Source organism: Micromonospora sp. NPDC048907, assembly GCF_055586885.1.
In genome coordinates this window covers 404,812-423,331 of the sequence record NZ_JBVJHI010000004.1, presented here as the reverse complement: position 1 = coordinate 423,331, position 18,520 = coordinate 404,812, and the positions used below count along the sequence as shown (strand labels likewise).

Sequence of the window (18,520 nt, the reverse complement as noted above, 5' to 3'; positions counted from 1 at the left end):
GTCACCTGGTAGTCGGGGTCGATGGTCGAGGTGTCCATCGGCGGTGCCTCCGCTTCCTGCTCGGGCCGGGGTCGCGCGGCGGCGCGAACTCGCCGGCGGGGTCTGCGTCCACTGTCGAAACCCCAGGTCACCTGGGGCAACACCTGAGTCGGCTATCAGCGCCACGCCGACCCGGGCGGCTGCCGCGTCCCGCCGATCGTGCGGGTGCTCCGCCGACCGGCTCGCCGGCCCGGGGACTGGCGGAGCCCGGCGCTCCGCCGCCCGGGCCGCCCGCTCACCCGATCGGAGGAGCCACCAGATCGGCCAGCGCGGCCCGGAGCGCGGCGGTCAGCTCCTCGCCGGAGACCCCGGAGGCGTGCGCCGGCAGCGCGGCGAGCACCCGGCCCGCCACCGCGTCGGCGAGCGCGTCGACCTCGCCCGGGGCAGGCCGAAGACCGGCGGGCGCGTCGTCCGCCGGGCGCGGCTCGGGCAGCCGGGCCAGGGCCGCCCGGACCGGGGCCGGCTCGGCGGACTGCCGGGCCACGGTCTCGCCGATGATCCGGACGGTCTGCACTATTTCGTTGAGCACGCCGAGCGTGGACATGCCCTTCGGGATGCCACCGCCGACGTACTGCCAGGGCAGCGCGCGCAGCTGGAGCGCCACCGCCGGGTCCTTGATCATCGCCAGGAAGCGGGTGGCGTCGGATCCGGTCTCCTCGACCAGCCCCCACGGGCGCTGGTCCCGCTCGGCCGCCTCGGTGGACCGGATGCCCAGGTGGAGGCGGTCCTTGCCGGGGTCGGCCCCGGCGTACGGCCGCCGGGTCCAGCCGTCGTCGGCGCGGGCCGTGGTGCCCGCGTGGATCCAGTGCGCCGCCGACGGGTGGCGCTGGAACGCGGCCAACAGCGCCGCGGTGTCCACGCCGGTGACGTCCACGTCGAGCGCGTCGACCGCGCCCCGGGCGTTGGACCGGTGGTCGGCGTGGTGGGCCGAGTCGACCACGGTCCGGGTGGCGCCCGGCCAGCGCCGGGTCAGCTCGGCGCGCAGCGTCTCCAGGGCCGGGGCGAGGCGGCGGGGCGCGGCCGCCTCGGCGGCGATCAGCTCGCGCAGGGCCTGCTGCTCGATCTTCCGTTCGGTGAGGTCGCCCTCGTCCCGGTGGTAGTGCGACCAGACCTGGCAGCCGTTCGCCTTCGCCCAGGCGTGCATCCGCCGGTACCAGGCGGCGCAGCGGCTGCCGTCGGCGTCCAGGTCGGCCGGGTAGCCGCCCGCCGTGGTGATCCGCGGATGGTCGATCTCGGCGATGCCCCACGGCTTTCCGGTGGCCTGGGACAGTTCCAGCATGATCGCCAGGGCGGAGGCGGGTTCCTCGTAGGTGGCCGGGCGGAACGGGTTGCGGGCCGTCGGGTCGTACGGGTACCAGTCGGCGAGGACCCAGTCCACGGCGTCGGCCTCCTGCTCGGGCCACCAGGTGCGCCAGTCGTTGACCCGGCGCCCGGCGGCGTCGACCCGGCGTACCCATTGCAGGGTCCAGCAGACCGCGAGCCGCAACCGGCCGTCGAGCCGGGCGGGATGATCGCCCACCTGCTTGCGGGTCCGGGTCCACGAGGTGCGGAACGCGGCCGGGGCCGGGTCGCCGCCGGTCTGCTGCTCCGGCTCGTGGTGCGGCACCAGGATCAGCCGGCCGGTCCGGCCGGTGGCCTGCCAGGCGGCGACGAACGCGGCGGCGTCCACCTCCGGGTCCTTGTGCGACACGATCACGTCGGCGTCGGCGGGCGCCTGGGCCAGCCGCTGCCGCTGGTCGGTCCACGCCGCCGCGGGCAGCCCGTCGCCCGGCCCGAAGAAGATCCGCACGCAACTCGTCCCCGGGTAGGTGCCGACCATCGCGCTCACGGTGCGGGTGCCCGGGCACCAGCCGGTCGGCATCATGCCGGCACCTCCACGGCGAGCGGCTCCAGGTCGGCGCGGATCGCGGTGACCTGCCAGCAGAAGGCGTGCGAGGCGGGGAAGCCGTCAACCGTACGGACCCGGAACGCCCCGTCCCGGACCCGGCCGGCGGCCAGTGCCGAGACCGGCTCGTCGTCCTCGAAGACCGGGGTGAGCTGCACGGTCCGTCCCTCCGCCCGGGTCAGCGCCTCGAAGTACGCGGGCAGCTCCACCGTGGCCGTGCCGTTCTCCAGGCGGCCCTCCCCCCGGTAGTAGACGCCGTTCTCCGGCCCCTCCAGTGCGGCGTGGATGAGCTGCCGGCGCTGCGCGGCGTCCGGCGCGTCCAGCGGATGGTCGATGGCGAACTGCTTCGACTTGCCCTTGATGATGCCGGTGCCGGCGTTGAGGCTGATGGTGTAGCCGCTGGCCTCGCTGTTGCCGAGGTAGATGGCGCCGGAGGCGAACAGGTCGTAGGTGCTGATGCCGCCGCCGCTCCAGGAGGCCAGGGGCGGCGTGGCCGGACCGACCACCATCTTGCCGGTGACCCGCATGTCGCCGCCGAAGGAGCTGCGGTTCTCGACGAAGAGGCAGCCGCTGTCGGCGCCGCCGACGCCGCCGAAGCCGATGTGCACGCCGGCGGCGTTGAGCAGATACAGCCGTTCCGGGCCGCCGATGTGCAGCCGGGTGCCGCCGTTGATCCAGGTCCAGTTCGGCATGTTGAGGTTTCCGGCCACCGTGAGCACGCCGCCGACGCTCAGGTCACCGGTGCCGCTGCCGTCCTTGACCACGCTGACCCCGCCGGTGGCCCGCAGGCCGAGCGCGCCCTCGGCGACCACCGACAGCCCGCTGCGCCCGCGCAGGGTGGCCGCCTTCAGCTCCTTGACCGCCAGGTCCGCGTACGGCTTGCTGCCCTCGGTGTAGGCCAGGTTCGGGCCGTCGGCGCTGCGGTCGACCAGCTCGAAGCCCTTGCCGGCGCGGAACGAGAACTGGGCGTGCTGCACGCCCGGGCCCCAGAACCCGAGCGCGCTGACCACCTGCCCGGCGCCGACGTTGACGCCCTCCATGCTGCCGAGGTGGAGCATGCCGCCGCCGATGCGCAGCCGGTCGGCGCCGTACTGGGTGAACGCGATCAGGTCGTCGGGGTCGTTGTTGTTGGCGATCCGCAGGATCGTGTTCTCCCCGCTGTACGGCCAGTAGCGGACGTACGCCTCGTCGCCGGCGCCGCCGCCGGGGTCGGTGGGGAACGTGATGCCGGCCTGCGACCCGCCGCCCACGGCCGGCACGATCGCGCCGACCGGTACCCGCAGCCCGGCGACCTGCCGGCCGGTGCCCAGCACGGTGACCGTGCCGCCGGTGCGGGTCACCTTTCCGAGCAGCACCGCGTGCGCCGTGTCGGTGGGTGCGGTCGCGCTGACCTTGACCAGCCCCTCCTCGGTCCACCGGGTCTCCGCGGCCACGCCGCCCTCGTCGCGCCGGTCGGTCAGGAACTCGTGGTACTCGATCCAGACGAAGAAGGTGCCGTCGCCGGGGAGCGCGGTGCGCCGGTTGTCCGGCAGCACGATCACGTTGCCGTCGCCGTCGATCGCCACACCCTGGCCGACCGTCACGTCGCTGCCGGTGGCGGTGAGGTCGAGGCCGCTGACCACACCCATCGGGCGCAGCAGCCGGGCGGCCAGGTTCTGGCGGGCCAGCAGGTAGTCCAGCGCCTGGGTGAGGTCGTCGGCGCGCAGGTATTCGTAGTCGTAGTACCGGGGCCGCGCCATCGGCAGCGGCAGGTCCTTCTTCCAGATGATCGTCATGAGCAGTTCTCCGCTGTCTGTGTCGGTCGCGGGCGGGATGGTCAGCGCGGTTGGACGGTGTCGTAGCGCAGGCCGCTGGAGACCTCGCCCGCGCCGCTGTGCCGGGTACGGCCGAGCCAGAGGTGCACGGACCCGTCGGCCCACCGGGCCAGCTGCCACCGGCGCAGCAGCCGGCTGCCGACGCGGGGCACCTCCTCCTCGGGGAAGGCCAGCTCGACGAGGCGGCCGTCCCGCTCGCGCCAGTCGAGCAACCGGCTGTAGCCGGTCACCGCGACCGGCGCGCCGTCCCGGTTCGGCTGTTGCAGGGGCACCCGGCGCAGCCGGACCACGTCGGGGCGGTCCTGCGTGGGGCCGGGTAGCAGCGGCACCCAGTTCTCCGGCACGGTGGTGGCGAAGGCGTACGACAGCGTGGGCACGTCCGCGTCGGGATCGGCCGGCGGGCGCGGCGGCACGGCGGCCCGCCCCACCTGGGCGGCGCGGTCGATCGGCCGGCCGGTGGCCCCGGTGACCGTCTGCTCGACGGCCCAGGCCAGGTTGGCCGTCTCGTCCCGGCCGAGCCGGACCTCCTCCACGGGCGCCGAGTCCAGGGTGGCGGCCGCGGTGGCCGGCAGGACCAGCACGTCGGCCGCCCCGCCGCCGGTGGCCCCGGCCGGGCGGAACAGCGCGACGCCCTCGGGGGCGGCCGGCACCAGCGTCTGGGTGCCGAAGGTGTCGGTGACCAGCAGCGAGCGCACCCGGGTGGCCGAGCCGACCGGCAGTTCCAGCGGGAGCAGGAAGTGGTCGTTGGCGTAGACCAGGCCGTACTCCAGCACGAACATGCGGGCCAGGTCGCCCGCGCCGGCGCCGACGCCGGCCAGGTTGACCCGGGCGTCCTCCAGCTCCCAGAACCGGGTGGACGGCATGCCGGCGTACGCGACCGGGGTGGGCAGCAGCACCTTCACGACGTCCTGGACGGCCGGCCGGGCCTCCAGCGTGGTGCCCGGCTCGTGGTCGAAGTGGTACCAGTCCAGCCGGTTACCGTCGTACTCGTGGGCGGTGAGGACCAGTTCGGCCCGCCCGTCGTGCGCGGCGACGGCCGCCTCGTGCTCCAGCCGCTCCCGCAGCCACGCCGGCCCCTCCAGCCCGGGGGTGCTGTACAGCGGCGTGAAGTCGGCCGGCGGCCACGGCGGCACGGCCGGCCGGGTGCCGCCGGGCGCCAGCACGGCGGGCAGTTGCAGCAGGTAGCCAGGGCGAGGACCGGCCGGCCGCGCGGGGACGCCCAGCCAGGCGTACCAGTCGGCGACGGCCCGGTCCACGGCGGTGGCGAGCGCCGCCGGCACCGCGACCTCGCGGGCGAACCGCCCCTCGGCGCAGGCCCGCAGGGCGAGGTCCCCGTGCGGCACCCGGCCGGCGGCGATGCGCAGGTAGCCGACGGTCTCCGGGTCGGCCGCCGAGGCGCCGTCGGGCGGGGCGGCCGGCACCGGGTACGCGGCGCACACCCGGCCGGCCAGCTCGCCGGCCCCGGCGGCGGCCAGCAGCCGCAGCAGGTGCTGGCCGCTCTCCACGGCGTGGCGCAGGTCCCCGGCCGTCGCCGCGGGCTCCCGCTCCACCAGCGCCTCCCACGGCACCCCGGCGGGCAACCCCACCGCGCCGGCGTACGGGCCGGGCCGGTAGCGGGTGAACCGGGCGACCTCGGCGTGCACCCGGGCGCTGACCGGGGAGCCGGCGTCCTCGCCGGTGAACTCGCCGAGCTGCCACTGCCGGGCGAGCAGCCAGAGCGGGTCGGCGATCCGGGCGTCCACGGCCGGCGCCAGGTCGGCCCGCCGGGTCCGCGGCTCCAGCCGGGTCCAGGTGGTCACCGAGGGACCCTCGGTGACCGTGCGCGGCTCCTCGACGGTCGTCATCGGTTGGCCTCCAGTCCGCCCTGCGGGGTCAGCGTCGCGTCCGGCACGAAGTCGGTGGTGGTCGTCGTCTCGCCCACGTTGGTGGGGAGGTAGAGGGCGGGCAGGAACTGTCCCGCCGCGCCGAGCGAGTCGAGGTCGACGGCCCGGGCCAGGGCCAGGTCCAGGGCCTCGTCGAGCACCTGGACGAGGCCCGCCGGCTGCCAGCCCGTGGCGCCCTGCGGGGCCAGGCCGAGCAGCACCGCCTGCGGGGCGGCCGCGCCGGGCGCGTCGTACTCGAACGTGAGCCCGGTCTGCACCTTCTCGGCCGGCACCACCTCGGTCCACTCGTCGACCACGACGCCCTGCACCGGGCGGGTCGGGTCGATCCCGCCGGGGGCGACCACCACGAGCGACAGCGGCTCGGTGCCGGCCCGCGGTGCCGCCTCGCCGACCCAGCGGTCGCCCGGGGCGTACGGCAGTTGGGCCACCGTGACCGTGGCCGGTACCTTCACCACGCCCCCGGCATCGAGCGCGTCGGCGCTGGTGAGCACCTCCTGGAGCCGGCCGACGGCGGGGCGGACCCGGCCGTAGCGGGACAGCCAGCGGCGTACCGGATGGGGTGAACCGCCCTGGAGCGCGTCGCTGGCGGCCAGGGCCGTGACCAGCTGGGCCGGCTGCGGCGCGAGCGCCTTGGGCAGCACCGGCAGGTCGGGGCCGAGCAGGGCGCGCAGCCGGGCGATCTGGGCCTCCCGGCGGCGGGCCGGCGGAGCGTCCGGCCGGTCGAAGTCGGTGGCCGGGTCGCAGGTGCAGCCGCCGGGCGGGCAGGGTACTCGGTCGTGCAGGTCGGCGACGACCCGGCAGTGCGCGGCGAGCCGGCGGTCCAGCTCGAACCGGGCGGTGACCGCCGTGTCCGCGACCGCGCCCGCGACGCCCGGCCGGACGGGCGGTGGCACCGCGCCGACGACGCCGAGGCCCGCGGCCACGGTGAGCAGGGTCCGGGCGGTCGGCTCGTCCCAGCCGGCCGTGTCGGGCGCCGGCAGCGCGGCCAGTCCGGCGGCGGTCTGCCGGGCCGCCTGCCAGGTCTCGTCGGCCTGCGCCCTGGTCGTGGCGTCCATCTGGGGCGGGACCGACGGGTCGACGCCGAGGTCGGCGGCGGTCGCCGGGCGGGACCGGCCGAACAGGTCGCGCAGCACGGTGACCGCGTGCAGGAACTCGGCGAGGCTGACCCGCTCCAGCGGCCAGCCGGGGTCCCGGTCGTAGTCCAGTTCGAGGGTCCAGTCGTCGCCGACGTCGGCCGGGCGCAGCGGGCCCCAGGCGTCCAGGGCGATCCGCCGGTCCAGCTCGGCGTCGTCGGGCCGGCCGGGGTGCGGTGGCGCGGCCAGCAGATCCACGGCCGGGACCTGCATCCGGTCCAGGCTGGCCGGCCGCCAGACGGTGGCGGTGACCCCGTCCGGGGCGTGCCACCGGTAGCGCCAGAACACCCGGAACGAGGGCGGCAGCAGCACGCTGGCGAGGGCGTCCAGGGCGGCCCCGGCGAGCCGCGGGTGGTGGCCGCGGGCGGCCGGCCAGTCCTGACGGAGCCGGTCGAAGCGGGTGTCCACGTTGACCAGCAGCAGCACCCGGTGGGTCAGCGCCGTCCCGGTCGCCGGTGTGCGGGTGACGTGCAGCTCGGGCGGGTTGGTGGCCGCGCCGGAGGCGGCGTCCACGGCCGCGGCGGCCCGGTTCGTGTCGCCCAGGGCGAGCTGGTGCACGCTCTCGGCGAGCAGCGTGTCGGAGACCGCGTCGACCGCGTCGGCCAGATCGGCGAGCACGTCCCGGACGGCGGCGCGTTCGCCGGCCGGCCGGGCCGCAAGCCAGCCGTCGAGCCCGCCGGTGGTGTGCAGCCGGTGCAGCTCCAGGCCGTCCACGGTGACCGTCGACTCGACGGTGACCGCGACCCGGGTGCGGCCGTCGTCGGCGGGGTCCACCCGGTGCGCGCGGACCGGGGCGAGCCGGCGCAGCGCCGGCAGCAGCTGGTCCCACGGGCCCGCGGGGTGGTCGTGCAGGCCGCGCTCGAAGCGGTAGCCGAGCAGCGCGCCGAGGCTCTGCCCGGCGCGCACGCCGTCGAGGAGCTGTTCGGCGAGGCGGACCCGGCGGGAGGAGAGTTCCACCGCCAGGGCCCGGTCGCCGCCGTGGCTGCGCGACGCGCTGCGCAGCACCGCGGCGGTCACCGCCTGCGCGGGGGAGGGCGCGTGCACGTGACCGGCCCCGGCGGGAGCGAGCGGCAGGGTCGGCGGGGCCACCGACTCGGGAATGTCCGCCGGCCGGTCCACCATGGTCGGCTTGCCGGCCGGAGCCAGGTCGACGACCCAGCCATAGCCGCCGACGTGCACGCCGGGCGCCGGGCCGGCGGTCAGCTGGGCGAGCCGGCGGGTGGCCAGCGAGGTGATCCAGGCGTCCAGGCGGTGGCTGGCCAGCCCGAGCGTGCCGGCCACGTGCCGGTGCAGGTCCGCGGCGGGCAGGCCGGCGTCGAGGGCGTCGCGCAGCCCGGTCAGCGCGGTGCGGAAGTCCCGGAGGTCGGCGGTCGCCCGCACCTGCCGGGGGTCCGCGGAGGTGCCGGCCAGGTAGGCGCCGACGGTCTGGTCGGTGCCGGGAACCGGCACGGCGAGCCGCCGGCGCAGCACGGGGGTGCGCTCGCGTGGGCGGATGTCGACCAGTTCCGGCTCGGGCAGCTCCGCCGCACCGGGCAGGTTCGCCTCGGCGGCGAACGCGTCCGCGGCGGCCGAGTGCTCGGCGATCAGGGCGGCCCGCAGCAGCCGGTGGAACAGCGGCACCGGCCCGTCACCGGGTGCGGCCGGCACCTCGTCGCCGCGCAGCCCGACCGCGGCCAACGCGTCCAGGTACGCCCGCACCCGCCCGGCCCGGGGCGCGCCGGGCCCGTCCAGCAGCGGGGTGCCCAGCGCGTACGCCTGTTTCGCGAAGACGGCCAGGGACAGCCGCGGGTCGGTGGGGCCGCCCAGCCCGAGTGCCGCGAGCAGGTCCCGGGCCGGTTCGACCACCTGCTCCCGCCAGTCCGGGCCGAGGCCCAGCCGGGCGAAGCGCCACAGCCAGCTCACGTACTCGTTGCCGAGCATGCTGCGGGCCCGTACCTCGAGCACCCTGGCGTCGGTGCCGAGGATCTCCAGCAGGGTGGCCTCCGGGTCGGCCAGGCCGGGCACGACGCGCGGCACCGGGGAGGCGAGCCAGACCTTGCGCCACAGGTTGGTGAGCAGGGCGACCGCCTTCGACTCGCCCGGCCCGGCCGGCTGCCAGTCCCGCAGGCTGGCCACCGGCAGCAGCCCGTACGGCTGCCGGCCGATCCGCAGCGTCGGCAGCGGACCCTCGGCGTGCACGTGCTCCACGAAGTGCGTGCGGACCGCGGCCCGCTCCGCCGGAGTGGCCACCGGCAGCAGATGGCGCAGCAGGCCCCCGAAGCTGGCCGGCCAGAGCGACCGGCGGACCAGCCGCCCGGTGGGCCGGTCGACGGCGGTGGCGCCGTCGCCGCGGGCCAGTCCGGTGGGCGCGCCGGCCCGGGCCGGGGACCGGCGGGCGGCCGCGAGGGCGTCGTCCGGCGCGGCGGCCAGCGGAACGCCCAGCGCGGCGGCGGCCAGCGCGGCGGCCGCCTCGGGCGCGGCGGCCCCGGCGGCGGTGTCCGCGGTGGACACGGCCCCGGCGGCCGGCGTGGCGGCCGGCGCGTCCGTGCCGGTGTTGTTGGTCGGGCTGTCCGGCGCGAGGAAGGCCAGCCCGTCGGTGGCGGCGTGCGCCTCCAGCAGCCGGGCCAGCGCGCGGGCCGACCCGGCCGGGCCGGTGGCGGCGTCGAGGCCGAACACCACCAGCCGCTCGACCCGCTCCGGCTCGCCCTTGGCGTCGAGCGGCACGGTCACGGTGAACGCCATGCCGGCGGCCCTGGCGGCGGCGAAGTCGACCGTCCAGCGCATCCCGGCGTCGATCGGCAGCGCCTCGTCGGCCGGGTCGATGGTCCCGGCCGCGGCGTCGGGCACCGGGCTGGGGCCGACCGCCAGGTCCCGGGTCACCGGATCGGAGGTGCCGCTGAACAGTCGGCCGCCGGCGGTGCGGCCGACCGCGTACCACTGGGTGGGCAGCAGCCGGGCCCGCGCCGGCTCGCGCCAGGGGCCGGTGCGGGTCAGCGGGTCGGGGAAGACCCCGCCGACCGGTTCGAGGACCCGGGCGATCCAGCCGGCCCGCGGCGCGCCGAAGCGGCGGACCAGGTCCGTCCAGGCCGCCGCGTCCGGGGTCCCGACCGGCCCGTCCGGCAGCCCGTCCCCCCAGTACGCCCGGCCGGCCGCGATCTCCTCGGCGGTCAGCCCGGGCTCGTGGTCGTCCACGTGGATCTGGTCCGGGTAGACACGGATCTTCAGGGTGGCACCGGCGAACCGGGTCTCCAGGCGGACCGGCAGCAGGACGGCCGGTGCGGCGGCGGTCAGCGTCCACGGGGTCGCGGTCAGCGCGCCGGACAGCGGCGGCCGGTCGGCGGCGTACGTCGAGGTGCTCATGACTGGCTCTCCGGCGTCGGTAGCAGGTCACTGGCGTGGCGGGCCAGGAGGACGGGGCGTTGCAGCACCGCGCGGGCGGTGTCGGCGGCGTTGCGGCCCTGCCGGGCGGCGAACACCACCGCGTCCGGCGGCGGCGGGTCGCCGGTGAGGTCCACCCCGAAGCGGGGCGCGGCGGGCTGCTCGCGGAGCACGAAGAAGTGGCCGGCCGCCCCCTCGGCCTGGCGGTTCGCCCCACGGGCCACCTCGGCGGTGTACGGAAAGCCGAACAGCAGCAGGTCGGGGGAGAGCCACGCGTTGAAGATGGGCAGCACGTCCCGCCCGGTCGGGGTGCGCTCCTCGGGGCCGGTCCAGGTGGCCGCCCGCATGGTGACCACGGTGGACGGGTAGCGGCGCAGCAGTTCGCCGCGGATGACCAGCACCAGCGACTGCTCGCCGGGCGCGCCGACCGCGGTGAGGTGGCTGCCCAGCGGCCCGTTGCGCCAGGCCGGGTCGGTCAGCGGCGGGATGTCGGTCAGCGGTGCGCCCGCCGACACCGCGCCGCGCACGTCCCAGAACTGCCGGAACCAGGTCTGCCGCGGGTCGGCGGGGAACTCCCGCCACAGCATCTCCCGGCTCATCTCGTGATTGAGCCCGACCAGGAACGCCTCGATGAAGCGCGGGTTGGCGGCGAGCGCGGTCATCGTCTCCGGCGCGACGGCCGGCAGATTCGGGACCACGTGCTCCTGCGACAACCCGCGCAGCAGCTCGTAGGCGGGCACGTCGAAGGTGACCCCGGCGAGCAGCCGGCGCAGCGGGTCGCCGCTGTCCGGCAGGGCGTCGACGAGGTCGCCGTCGCCGAGCGTGAGCCCGGCCAGCACCTCGCCGGCCACGGCGGTCTCCGGGCGGACCGTCTCGCGGACGGCCGCGGCGGCGTCGTCCAGCGCCACCGGGGCCGGGTGGTGGTCGCGGGCCAGCGCCTGGGCCGGGGCGAGCCGGCCCTGGTGGTTGGCGGCGGCCGCCATGAAGTCGTCGCCCATCTTCGCCCGGTCGGCGACCAGGTCGGCGCGCAGGTCGGCGATGGTGACCGCACAGCCCCGGGCGCCCGCGTCGGCGGCGCCGGTCGCCGTGCGGGCGGCGGTCCAGCTCACCGGGACACCGTCCGGGTCGAGGTCGAAGGCGGCCCGCCAGGTGACGGTGGCTCCCGTACGCCGGGCCACCACGAGGTCCGGGCGGCGGGTGCCCGTGATGTCGGCGACCGCCACGCCGGCCCCGTCCGCGGCCGCGAAGGCCGCCTCGTCGGGCACCGGCCGCGCCACGGTCCACCCGCCGACGATCCGGCCCCGCCGGTTGAGACCCTTCCCGGTGAGGTAGCGGGCGACCGGTGCGCCGCCCACCGTACCGGTGGCGAAGACGAGCAGGTCCGGCGTCTGGTCACCGGTCAGGTCCACCACGTCGACGCCGACCGCGGTGACGGAGCCGAGCTGCATCGGGGTGGGCAGCGAGTCGGTCCAGCCGTCGGCGACCGCGCCGGTGTCGTCCAGCCGCCAGCCGATCCGGTAGAACACCTGGTTGTCGGTGCGGCCGGCGCGGTTCGTTGCGTAGGCCACGATCAGCTCGGGCCGGCCGTCGCCGTCCAGGTCAGCCAGGGCCACGTCGAGCCCGGCGGTCTCCGCGCTGACCGGGTCGGGCAGCTCGAAGGGGCCGGTCCAGCCGCCGGCCGCCGCCCCGTTCGCGTCCGCCTCACGGCCGATCCAGTAGGCGATCCGGGCGGTGCCGGTCGTCGTGCCGGGCAGCAGGGCGGCGGTGACCAGGGTGGGCCGGGCGGTGGGCAGCACGGCGCCCAGCGTGGTGGCCGTGGCCCGGGCGACCGCCGGGACGGCCGGCCCGTCCACCGCGGCGGTCAGCGCCGGCTCGCGCGCCGCGCCGTCCTCGGCGAGGCTGTGCGCGACCTGGGTACGCGGCCGGCTGCCGGCGCCCTGGGTGACGGTGTGGGTGAAGACGAGCGAGGAGAGCAGCCCCACCTTCGGGGCGAACCGTACGTGCGCCGGCGCGGGCGCGTCGGCCGGTCCGCTTCCCCGGGGGTCCGCCGGCGTGCCGTGGTCGACCCAGACGGTCGGCCGCGGGTAGCCCCAGCGCCAGGAGGTGAGCCGGCCGTCCCCGGTCACCGCGAACAGCTCGCCGTCGCGTGAGTCGCCGACCAGCGGCCCGGGCCGGTGCGCGCCGAAGCCGCCGGCCGGCACCTGGGTGGTCTCGGTACGCCAGCCCCAGAGGAACCGTTCCTGCCCGTCGTGGTACCAGAGGTAGCGGGTCATGAGGCGCACGTCCGCCGGGTTGGTGGCGCTGACCGTGAGCGTGGCGATGCCCGGTTCCTCCTCGTTGCCGAACGGAGGCGCGTCCTGGGCCAGCGAGATCACCCGCCGGCCCTCCGGTACGGGATCGTGCTGCTGGGTGGCGTCGCCGCCGTACAGCGACACCAGCTGGCCGGCCGGGGTGACGTACTCGATGGCCCGCCGGTTGTCGGGGTGGACGTGCTCGGCGGCCGGGGAGCCCCAGATCGGTGGGCCGGGGATCAGTCGCCACTGCGTCCCGTACCCGAACAGGCGGTTGCTGCTGGTGGCGACCAGCACGCCGACGAAGGACGGCCGGGGCGTGCCCCAGAGCCGCTCGTTGCCGCCGACCGGGGTGCCCAGCGAGGTCCAGGAGCGGGCGGTCGGGTCGAACCGCCACAGCGCGGTGTCGCCGCCGAGCACGTAGATCAGGCCGCCGCCGGCCGCCGGGCGGCTGTGCACGCCGCCGGCCGGGCCGCCGCAGTCCGCCCACACCCACCGGTCCCCGTCCCAGCGCCGCTCGAACAGCCGGCTGTCGTGGGTCCGCACGTACACCCGGCCGGGTGCCAGGACGGCGCCGGAGGTGGCGACCGCGGTGCCGGGCGGGGTGCCGTGGTCCCGCCACACCCAGCGGTCCGGGCCGAGCCGGCGCCGCTCGAACAGCCGGCCGTCGGCCGCGCCGACGAAGAACCGGTCCCCGGTGAGCAGGTCACCGCCGTTGGTGACCACCCGCGTGACCGGGTCGTCGGCGGCCAGCGCGGTGGCCGGTGCGGCGAGGGCGCGCACGCCGGTTCCGCCCGTGTGCCACCACGGGTTCGCGGCGGCCGCCTCGATCACCGCCCGGGTCAGGTCACCGACCCCGCGCCCGTCGCTGACCAGCGTGTCCAGCACGGCGCCGCCGGCCGGCACCCGGGCGGCGGGGACCGCGCTGGCGCCGCCGGCCAGCCGGGTCAGCGCCGCCGCCCCGTCGGTGTCGACCCGCCGGGCGAGCGGGCCGCGCGGACGCAGCAGCCGGCGCACCGACGCGGAGGTGGCCGCCGCCGCGCCCGGGTTGCCGGCGAGGCGGCGGTCCAGCGGCTCGGCGGCGTCGGCCGCCAGCCCCGGTTGCGACACCTCGACCAGGTCGTGCACCGGCCGGGTGAGGGCGACCAGCCGGTCGTCGCCGACCGTGGCGCCGGGCGCGTCCGGGTCGACCCGGCGGGCGTACAGGGCCTCGGCGGTGTCGCGGGCGGCCTGGCCGCGGCGCAGCTGCTCGTTGACCTCGCGGATCTCGGCGGCCCGCTGCCAGGCCGCCGCCGCCAGGTCCTCCTGGTGCCGCTGCACGACCTGGGTGCCGAGCGCGGCGGCGGCGCGGTGCCGCGGGTCCAGGTTCAGGCCGGCCAGCCAGCGCGGTTCCGCCCCGGTCGGGGGAAGCTGGGTTTCCTGGCTGTGCAGGTCGCCGTAGAGCGGCGGGGTGAGCCGGTCGGCGGAGTGCCGCAGCAGCCCGGTCAGGGCGCCCTGCCAGGCGGCGCGGACGTCGTCCGCCCAGGTGGTCGGGGTCATTGCGGGAGAGGCCAGCGCGCCCTCGAAGCCGAGCACCGAGCGGCCCTCGACGCCCTCCTGCGCCTGGGCCGGCAGGCCGCCGCCGGGCGCGGCGATGTCCACCGGCTGCCGGCCGACGTCCGCCGGCAGCGGCCGGGCCCGCAGCCGGCGCGCGAGGGACTCGAAGTCGCCGTCCGGCCCGGTGCGGAAGGTCCAGTGGTGGTAGACGGGCAGCAGCACGGCGTCGTCCGGGCCGGGGTGCGCCGATCCGGGTCCCCAGGCCGGGGCGAGGGGACCGCTGTCCGCCACCGGTTCGCCGAGTCCGGCCCGCACGCCCGCCTCGAACGCCGGGACCACGGCGGCCAGGTACTCGGCGCCGGCGGCGAGCCGGCGGGGGCAGACCAGCCGGGACAGGGTCCGCTCCGGCGCGTTGGCGATCACCGCGGCGACGTCCTCGTCCTCGGTGGTGACCAGCACCTGGGCGTGCGCCCAGGCCCACGACTCGGCCAGCGCCGGCAGCTGGCGGACGGTGGTGGCCAGCCGGGGCAGCGCCTGGCCGGCCTCGGTGCGCAGCTCACCGCCGCCGTCCACCGGCACCACGACCAGCACCAGCCAGGGGCGCAGGCCGCCGTTGGCGTCGGGCCGGGCCGGGGTGTAGAGCCAGGGCAGGTCGGGGCGGTCGAACTCGACGGCCGCGAACATCGACACCTCGACGTTCTCCGCTCCCGGGGCCGGGAAGCTGCGGATGACCTCGTCGGGGTCGACGCCGACCACGTCGCCGGGGCCGTGCAGCAGCGCGGTCGAGGTGCCGGTGATCTCGCGGGTCGCCCCGGTCGCGGTCTCGGTGCCCAGCGCGGTGACGGTCAGGTCGACCGCGGCGCGGGCCCGTGGCAGGGCCCCGGCGAGCGGGTCGGTGTCGGCGACCACGCGGGCGACGCCGTCGCGTACCCAGGGCAGGAAACGCAGGCCACCCATGTCAGCGGACCTCCAGTTCGGCGGGGACGATCCGGGGGCGCGGCACCCGGACCCGGGGCCGGCGCAGCGTGCCGGCACGGCGGGACGGTTCGGTGGCCCCGGCCGCGGCGCGCGGCGCCGGGACCGGCCCGCGGGCGGCGGCGCGGCGCGGCGCGGGCACGGTGAACCCGGCGTCGCCGGGGCCGGCGTCGGCCAGGCCGAGGGCCGGGCCGGTGAACCGGGCCGGCCCGGCACGGCGGCTGCCGGCGAACGCGGCCGGCGCGGTGGCCGCGAACCGGGCCAGCAGGTCGCCGCCGCCGGTCGCCGCGAGGCGGCGCGTCGCGGGCAGCGGCCGGCCGGCGGCGTCCGGGTCGTCGATGACGATCCGGTCGTACGCCGAGTCGTCGCTCAGCGGGGCGAACGCGGTGAGCGCGGCGTCCGGCAGCGCGGTGCCGTCGGGCAGCGCCACCGTGCGACCGGCCGCCAGGCGGACGAACCCGGGAGTGGTGAGCTGCTCCTCCGGCGACAGGTCACGGAACTGGCCGGGGGCGAAGTCGTCCTCGACCGGCTCGCCCAGCGCGCCGGCCAGCTTGTCGTCGCCGGCGCCGACGCTCACCCCGGTCAGGGTGAACCGGTTCGGGCCGCTGATCCGCGAGGTGCCCATCCGGGACAGCTCGGTGTCCAGCGGCAGCACGTTCTCCCGCACCGACAGCAGGGCGCCCGGTTGCAGCAGCACCGGGCCGCTCCAGCCGGCCAGGTCGCGCAGGGTGACCGGCTCCCCAGCGGTGATGGCGGGGCGGACCTCCCACGCCTCCGGGGTGGACAGCGCCGCGCGCAGCGCCTCGCCGGCGTCGACCCAGCTGGGCTCGTCGGCCGCGGCGGTGTCCCCGTCGGTCCAGGTGAACTTCGCCGACACCTCCCAGAACAGGAACTTGATGCGCGCCTCGCCCCACGCCTTCCACGGGCCGGGACCGCTGATCCCGACCAGCAGGTTGACCGCCAGAAGTTCCTTGTCCTTGAACTTCAGTGACACCGTGGCGCCGATCTCGGCGGTGAACCAGAACGGCTTGAACTGGAACATCACGTCGAGCCAGGCGCGGCCGTCGATGACGAAGCCGCCGCCCTCGAAGTGCAGCTTCAGCTCGGCCCCGAACTGGGCGGTGTTGCTGGTCACCGCGAGGTACGCGCTGAGGTTCAACCCCTTGCCGGACTTCTGCAGGGCGATGGTGAACCGTTTGACCGGCGGGAAGCCGGGCGGCGGGTCGTAGCGGGGGTGGAAGCCGCCGATGGAGACCGCGAAGGTGCTGCCCGCGCCCCACCGGGCGCGCAGCGCCATCTCCCCGGAGACCGGCCGGCCGAACAGCTTCGAGTCGATCAGCGCGGCGTCGACGCTGATCTCCCGCTTGGCGAAGTCGACGATGCCGGCCGAGTCGAGCCGGAACTTCCCCGCGTCCTTGAAGTCGATGACCAGCTTGCCGAGCAGCAGGATGCGCACCGGGTCGGGGAACTCGACAAGCACCGCGAGGTCGGCGACGACCTGGCCGCCGAGGAAGTTGAGCCGGACCATCGCGCCGAGCACGGTGCCGGTGGTGTCGACCGGGAAGATCCGGCTCAGCGTGGCGATGACCGCGGGCGCGTTGCCGACCGGGTCCGCCGGGAAGAGCAGGGCGTCCAGGGTGCCCGCGCGGGCCGCGTTGCGCACCTCCTCCGGGTTGGTCCGCCGGTTCCAGCCGACCACCAGGCCGAGGCCGGTGATGGAGATGCCCCAGAACAGCATCAGCCCGGGGAACCACTCGTACGTGCCGGCCAGCAGCAGCGAGAAGGTGTGCCCGCCGTCGGCCTCGGTGAGCCGGCTGCCGTCCGGGTTGCGGGTGTTGAGGATGGCGGTGGCCTGGAGCCGGAAGCCCTTCATGGGGGCCAGCGGCGTGGTGGAGGTCATGCCGAGCTGGAGCACCCCGGCGTACATGCCGCGGGCCTCGTCGACGAAGAGGTAGCCGCCGCCGGAGACGATGCCGTTGTCCATCCGCAGCCCGACGCCGTCCGGGCCCTTGAACCGGGGGCGCAGGTTCGCGGCGCCCAGGTTGCCGCCGGTGGCCCGGTCACCGGACTCGGCGGGCAGCGCCGGCGGGAAGGTCAGGTCGGCCGCGACACCGATGTTCTGCACGACGGCGTGCAGCGGGCCGAGCGTGGCCCGGACCGTGGTGGTCAGGGTCAGGCTCAGCGCGCGGGTGGCGGTGGACGCCTCCAGCGCGATCCGCAGCCCCTCGATGCCCAGTCCGTGCCAGGACAGGTGCACCGGGTACTCGGCGGCGAGCGCGGCCGCGCCGGACAGGTGCAGCCCGCCGCGCATCGACCAGGCGAGGCCGAGGTCGAGGCCGACCCGCAGCCCGTCGGCGGGGAGCAGCTTGGTCAGCAGGCCGTCGCCGTCGCCGGCCCGGACGACCAGTTCGGCCCGGCCGGCGCGGAGGCTCAGTTCGACGTCGTCGCGGCCGGCGCCCAGGGTGGCCCGGCCGTCGATGACGAGTTGCTCGACGGCGAGGTGGGTGCCGCCGGGCGAGCCGAGGATCCAGCCGGGCTGCCCGGCCGGGGCGATCCGGGCGACCTCGGCGGCCCACTTCACCACCGCGGCGTCGCCGCTGAAGGTCACGCCCGCGCTGTTGATGGCCAGGGCCGGTCCGGCGCCGCTCAGTTCGGTGGCGACCGTCCACTTGCCGATGGCGCCGTCCAGGCGGGCCTCGCCGGTCGGGGCGAGGATCACCGTGAAGCGGCCGTCCCAACTGGCCAGGCCGAGGGTGGCGCCGAGGCCGAAGGTGGGGGTCCAGGGCGCCAGCCCGGCGCCGGGCGGCGGCGTGCCGTCGGGGGTGCGCAGGCCGCTGAACCGCAGCCGCAGCAGGCTGTCCGCCAGCCGTCGGCCGACTTCGCCCTGGTCGGGGCCGAGGTCGGGCCGGACGCCCTGGTCGGCGTCGAGGCCGAGGGCCCGCAGCGCCCGGGCCAGCCGCGGCAGCAGTCGGGCGGAGAACTCGGCCACCCCCTCGGGGGTGTCCAGGCCCTGCGGCGCGTACCGGTCCCTGAAGTACGCGCCGGGGTCGCGGACCAGGTCGACCACCCGGTCCAGGTGCAGCTCGTCACGGCGCTTCGGCAGCCGGACCGGCGAGTCGCCCGGCGGCATCGGCGCGCTGGGCGGGTTGGCGGCGGCCGGGTCGACCAGGCCGAGCAGGTCGAGCAGCGGCACCACCCAGGGCGCCCGGCGCAGCAGGTAGGTCAGCACCAGCAGGTCGACCAGGTCGTCGGCCAGCTCCTCGGCGAGCCCGGGCACGTCCGGCAGGCCGTTCTTCACGGTCGGCAGGTCGCCGATCTTGCCGACCACCCCGCCGACGGCCTCGCCCAGCTTGGTGAGGCCGGCGATGCTGTCGAGCTTCGCGTCGTCGCGCACCGCCGCGAGCGCCTCCAGGGCGTCCCCGACGGTGCCCGCCCACTCCTCGAAGCGGGCGGCGTCGAAGCCGCTGACCGCCTCCAGGTCCCAGCCGAGCGCGCGCATCAGCCGCGCCCGCCGCCACGGGTCGTACGCGGCCAGCACCGGCTCGGCGAACAGCTTGATCTCGTCCCACAGCAGGGCGAGCACGTTCTTCGGCTCGGTCATCGCAGC

At 77.0% G+C, this 18,520-nt stretch carries 6 protein-coding genes; all 6 read right to left on the bottom strand.

Translation table 11 applies throughout. The annotated features are described in order from the left end of the window. Positions 1-274: 274 nt before the first annotated feature. Genes ACZ6PY_RS15935 through ACZ6PY_RS15910 form a run of 6 tightly spaced genes read right to left on the bottom strand, consistent with a single transcriptional unit; the run spans position 275 to position 18,514 of the window. Positions 275-1,903, bottom strand: a complete 1,629-nt coding sequence (locus tag ACZ6PY_RS15935; protein ID WP_466072796.1) for a hypothetical protein — start codon at positions 1,901-1,903, stop codon at positions 275-277. Then, on the bottom strand, positions 1,900-3,699 hold the full coding sequence (locus tag ACZ6PY_RS15930; RefSeq protein ID WP_466072794.1) for a hypothetical protein: 1,800 nt from the start codon (positions 3,697-3,699) through the stop codon (positions 1,900-1,902). Before ACZ6PY_RS15930 ends, ACZ6PY_RS15935 begins: the two co-directional genes overlap by 4 nt. A 41-nt stretch (positions 3,700-3,740) precedes the next feature. Continuing rightward, positions 3,741-5,582 carry a hypothetical protein gene (locus ACZ6PY_RS15925; protein ID WP_466072792.1) on the bottom strand — a complete coding sequence of 614 codons (1,842 nt, stop codon included), beginning with the start codon at positions 5,580-5,582 and terminating at the stop codon, positions 3,741-3,743. Further along, positions 5,579-10,093: a hypothetical protein gene (locus ACZ6PY_RS15920; RefSeq protein WP_466072790.1), complete on the bottom strand. Its 4,515-nt coding sequence runs from the start codon at positions 10,091-10,093 to the stop codon at positions 5,579-5,581. Before ACZ6PY_RS15920 ends, ACZ6PY_RS15925 begins: the two co-directional genes overlap by 4 nt. Next, positions 10,090-14,895 (bottom strand): hypothetical protein, encoded by a 4,806-nt coding sequence (locus ACZ6PY_RS15915; RefSeq protein WP_466072788.1) that lies wholly within the window; start codon positions 14,893-14,895, stop codon positions 10,090-10,092. The genes ACZ6PY_RS15920 and ACZ6PY_RS15915 overlap by 4 nt, the downstream gene beginning before the upstream one ends. Before the next feature lies 1 nt (position 14,896). Next, positions 14,897-18,514, bottom strand: coding sequence for a DUF6603 domain-containing protein (locus tag ACZ6PY_RS15910; RefSeq protein WP_466072786.1), 3,618 nt, complete (start codon positions 18,512-18,514; stop codon positions 14,897-14,899). Between the last annotated feature and the right edge of the window lie 6 nt (positions 18,515-18,520).

What these genes read in the sequence shown, in the direction of transcription:
- ACZ6PY_RS15935 (WP_466072796.1), bottom strand. Translation starts at nt 1,903, where the DNA reads ATGATGCCGACCGGCTGGTGCCCGGGCACCCGCACCGTGAGCGCGATG.
- ACZ6PY_RS15930 (WP_466072794.1), bottom strand. Translation starts at nt 3,699, where the DNA reads ATGACGATCATCTGGAAGAAGGACCTGCCGCTGCCGATGGCGCGGCCC.
- ACZ6PY_RS15925 (WP_466072792.1), bottom strand. Translation starts at nt 5,582, where the DNA reads ATGACGACCGTCGAGGAGCCGCGCACGGTCACCGAGGGTCCCTCGGTG.
- ACZ6PY_RS15920 (WP_466072790.1), bottom strand. Translation starts at nt 10,093, where the DNA reads ATGAGCACCTCGACGTACGCCGCCGACCGGCCGCCGCTGTCCGGCGCG.
- ACZ6PY_RS15915 (WP_466072788.1), bottom strand. Translation starts at nt 14,895, where the DNA reads ATGGGTGGCCTGCGTTTCCTGCCCTGGGTACGCGACGGCGTCGCCCGC.
- ACZ6PY_RS15910 (WP_466072786.1), bottom strand. Translation starts at nt 18,514, where the DNA reads ATGACCGAGCCGAAGAACGTGCTCGCCCTGCTGTGGGACGAGATCAAG.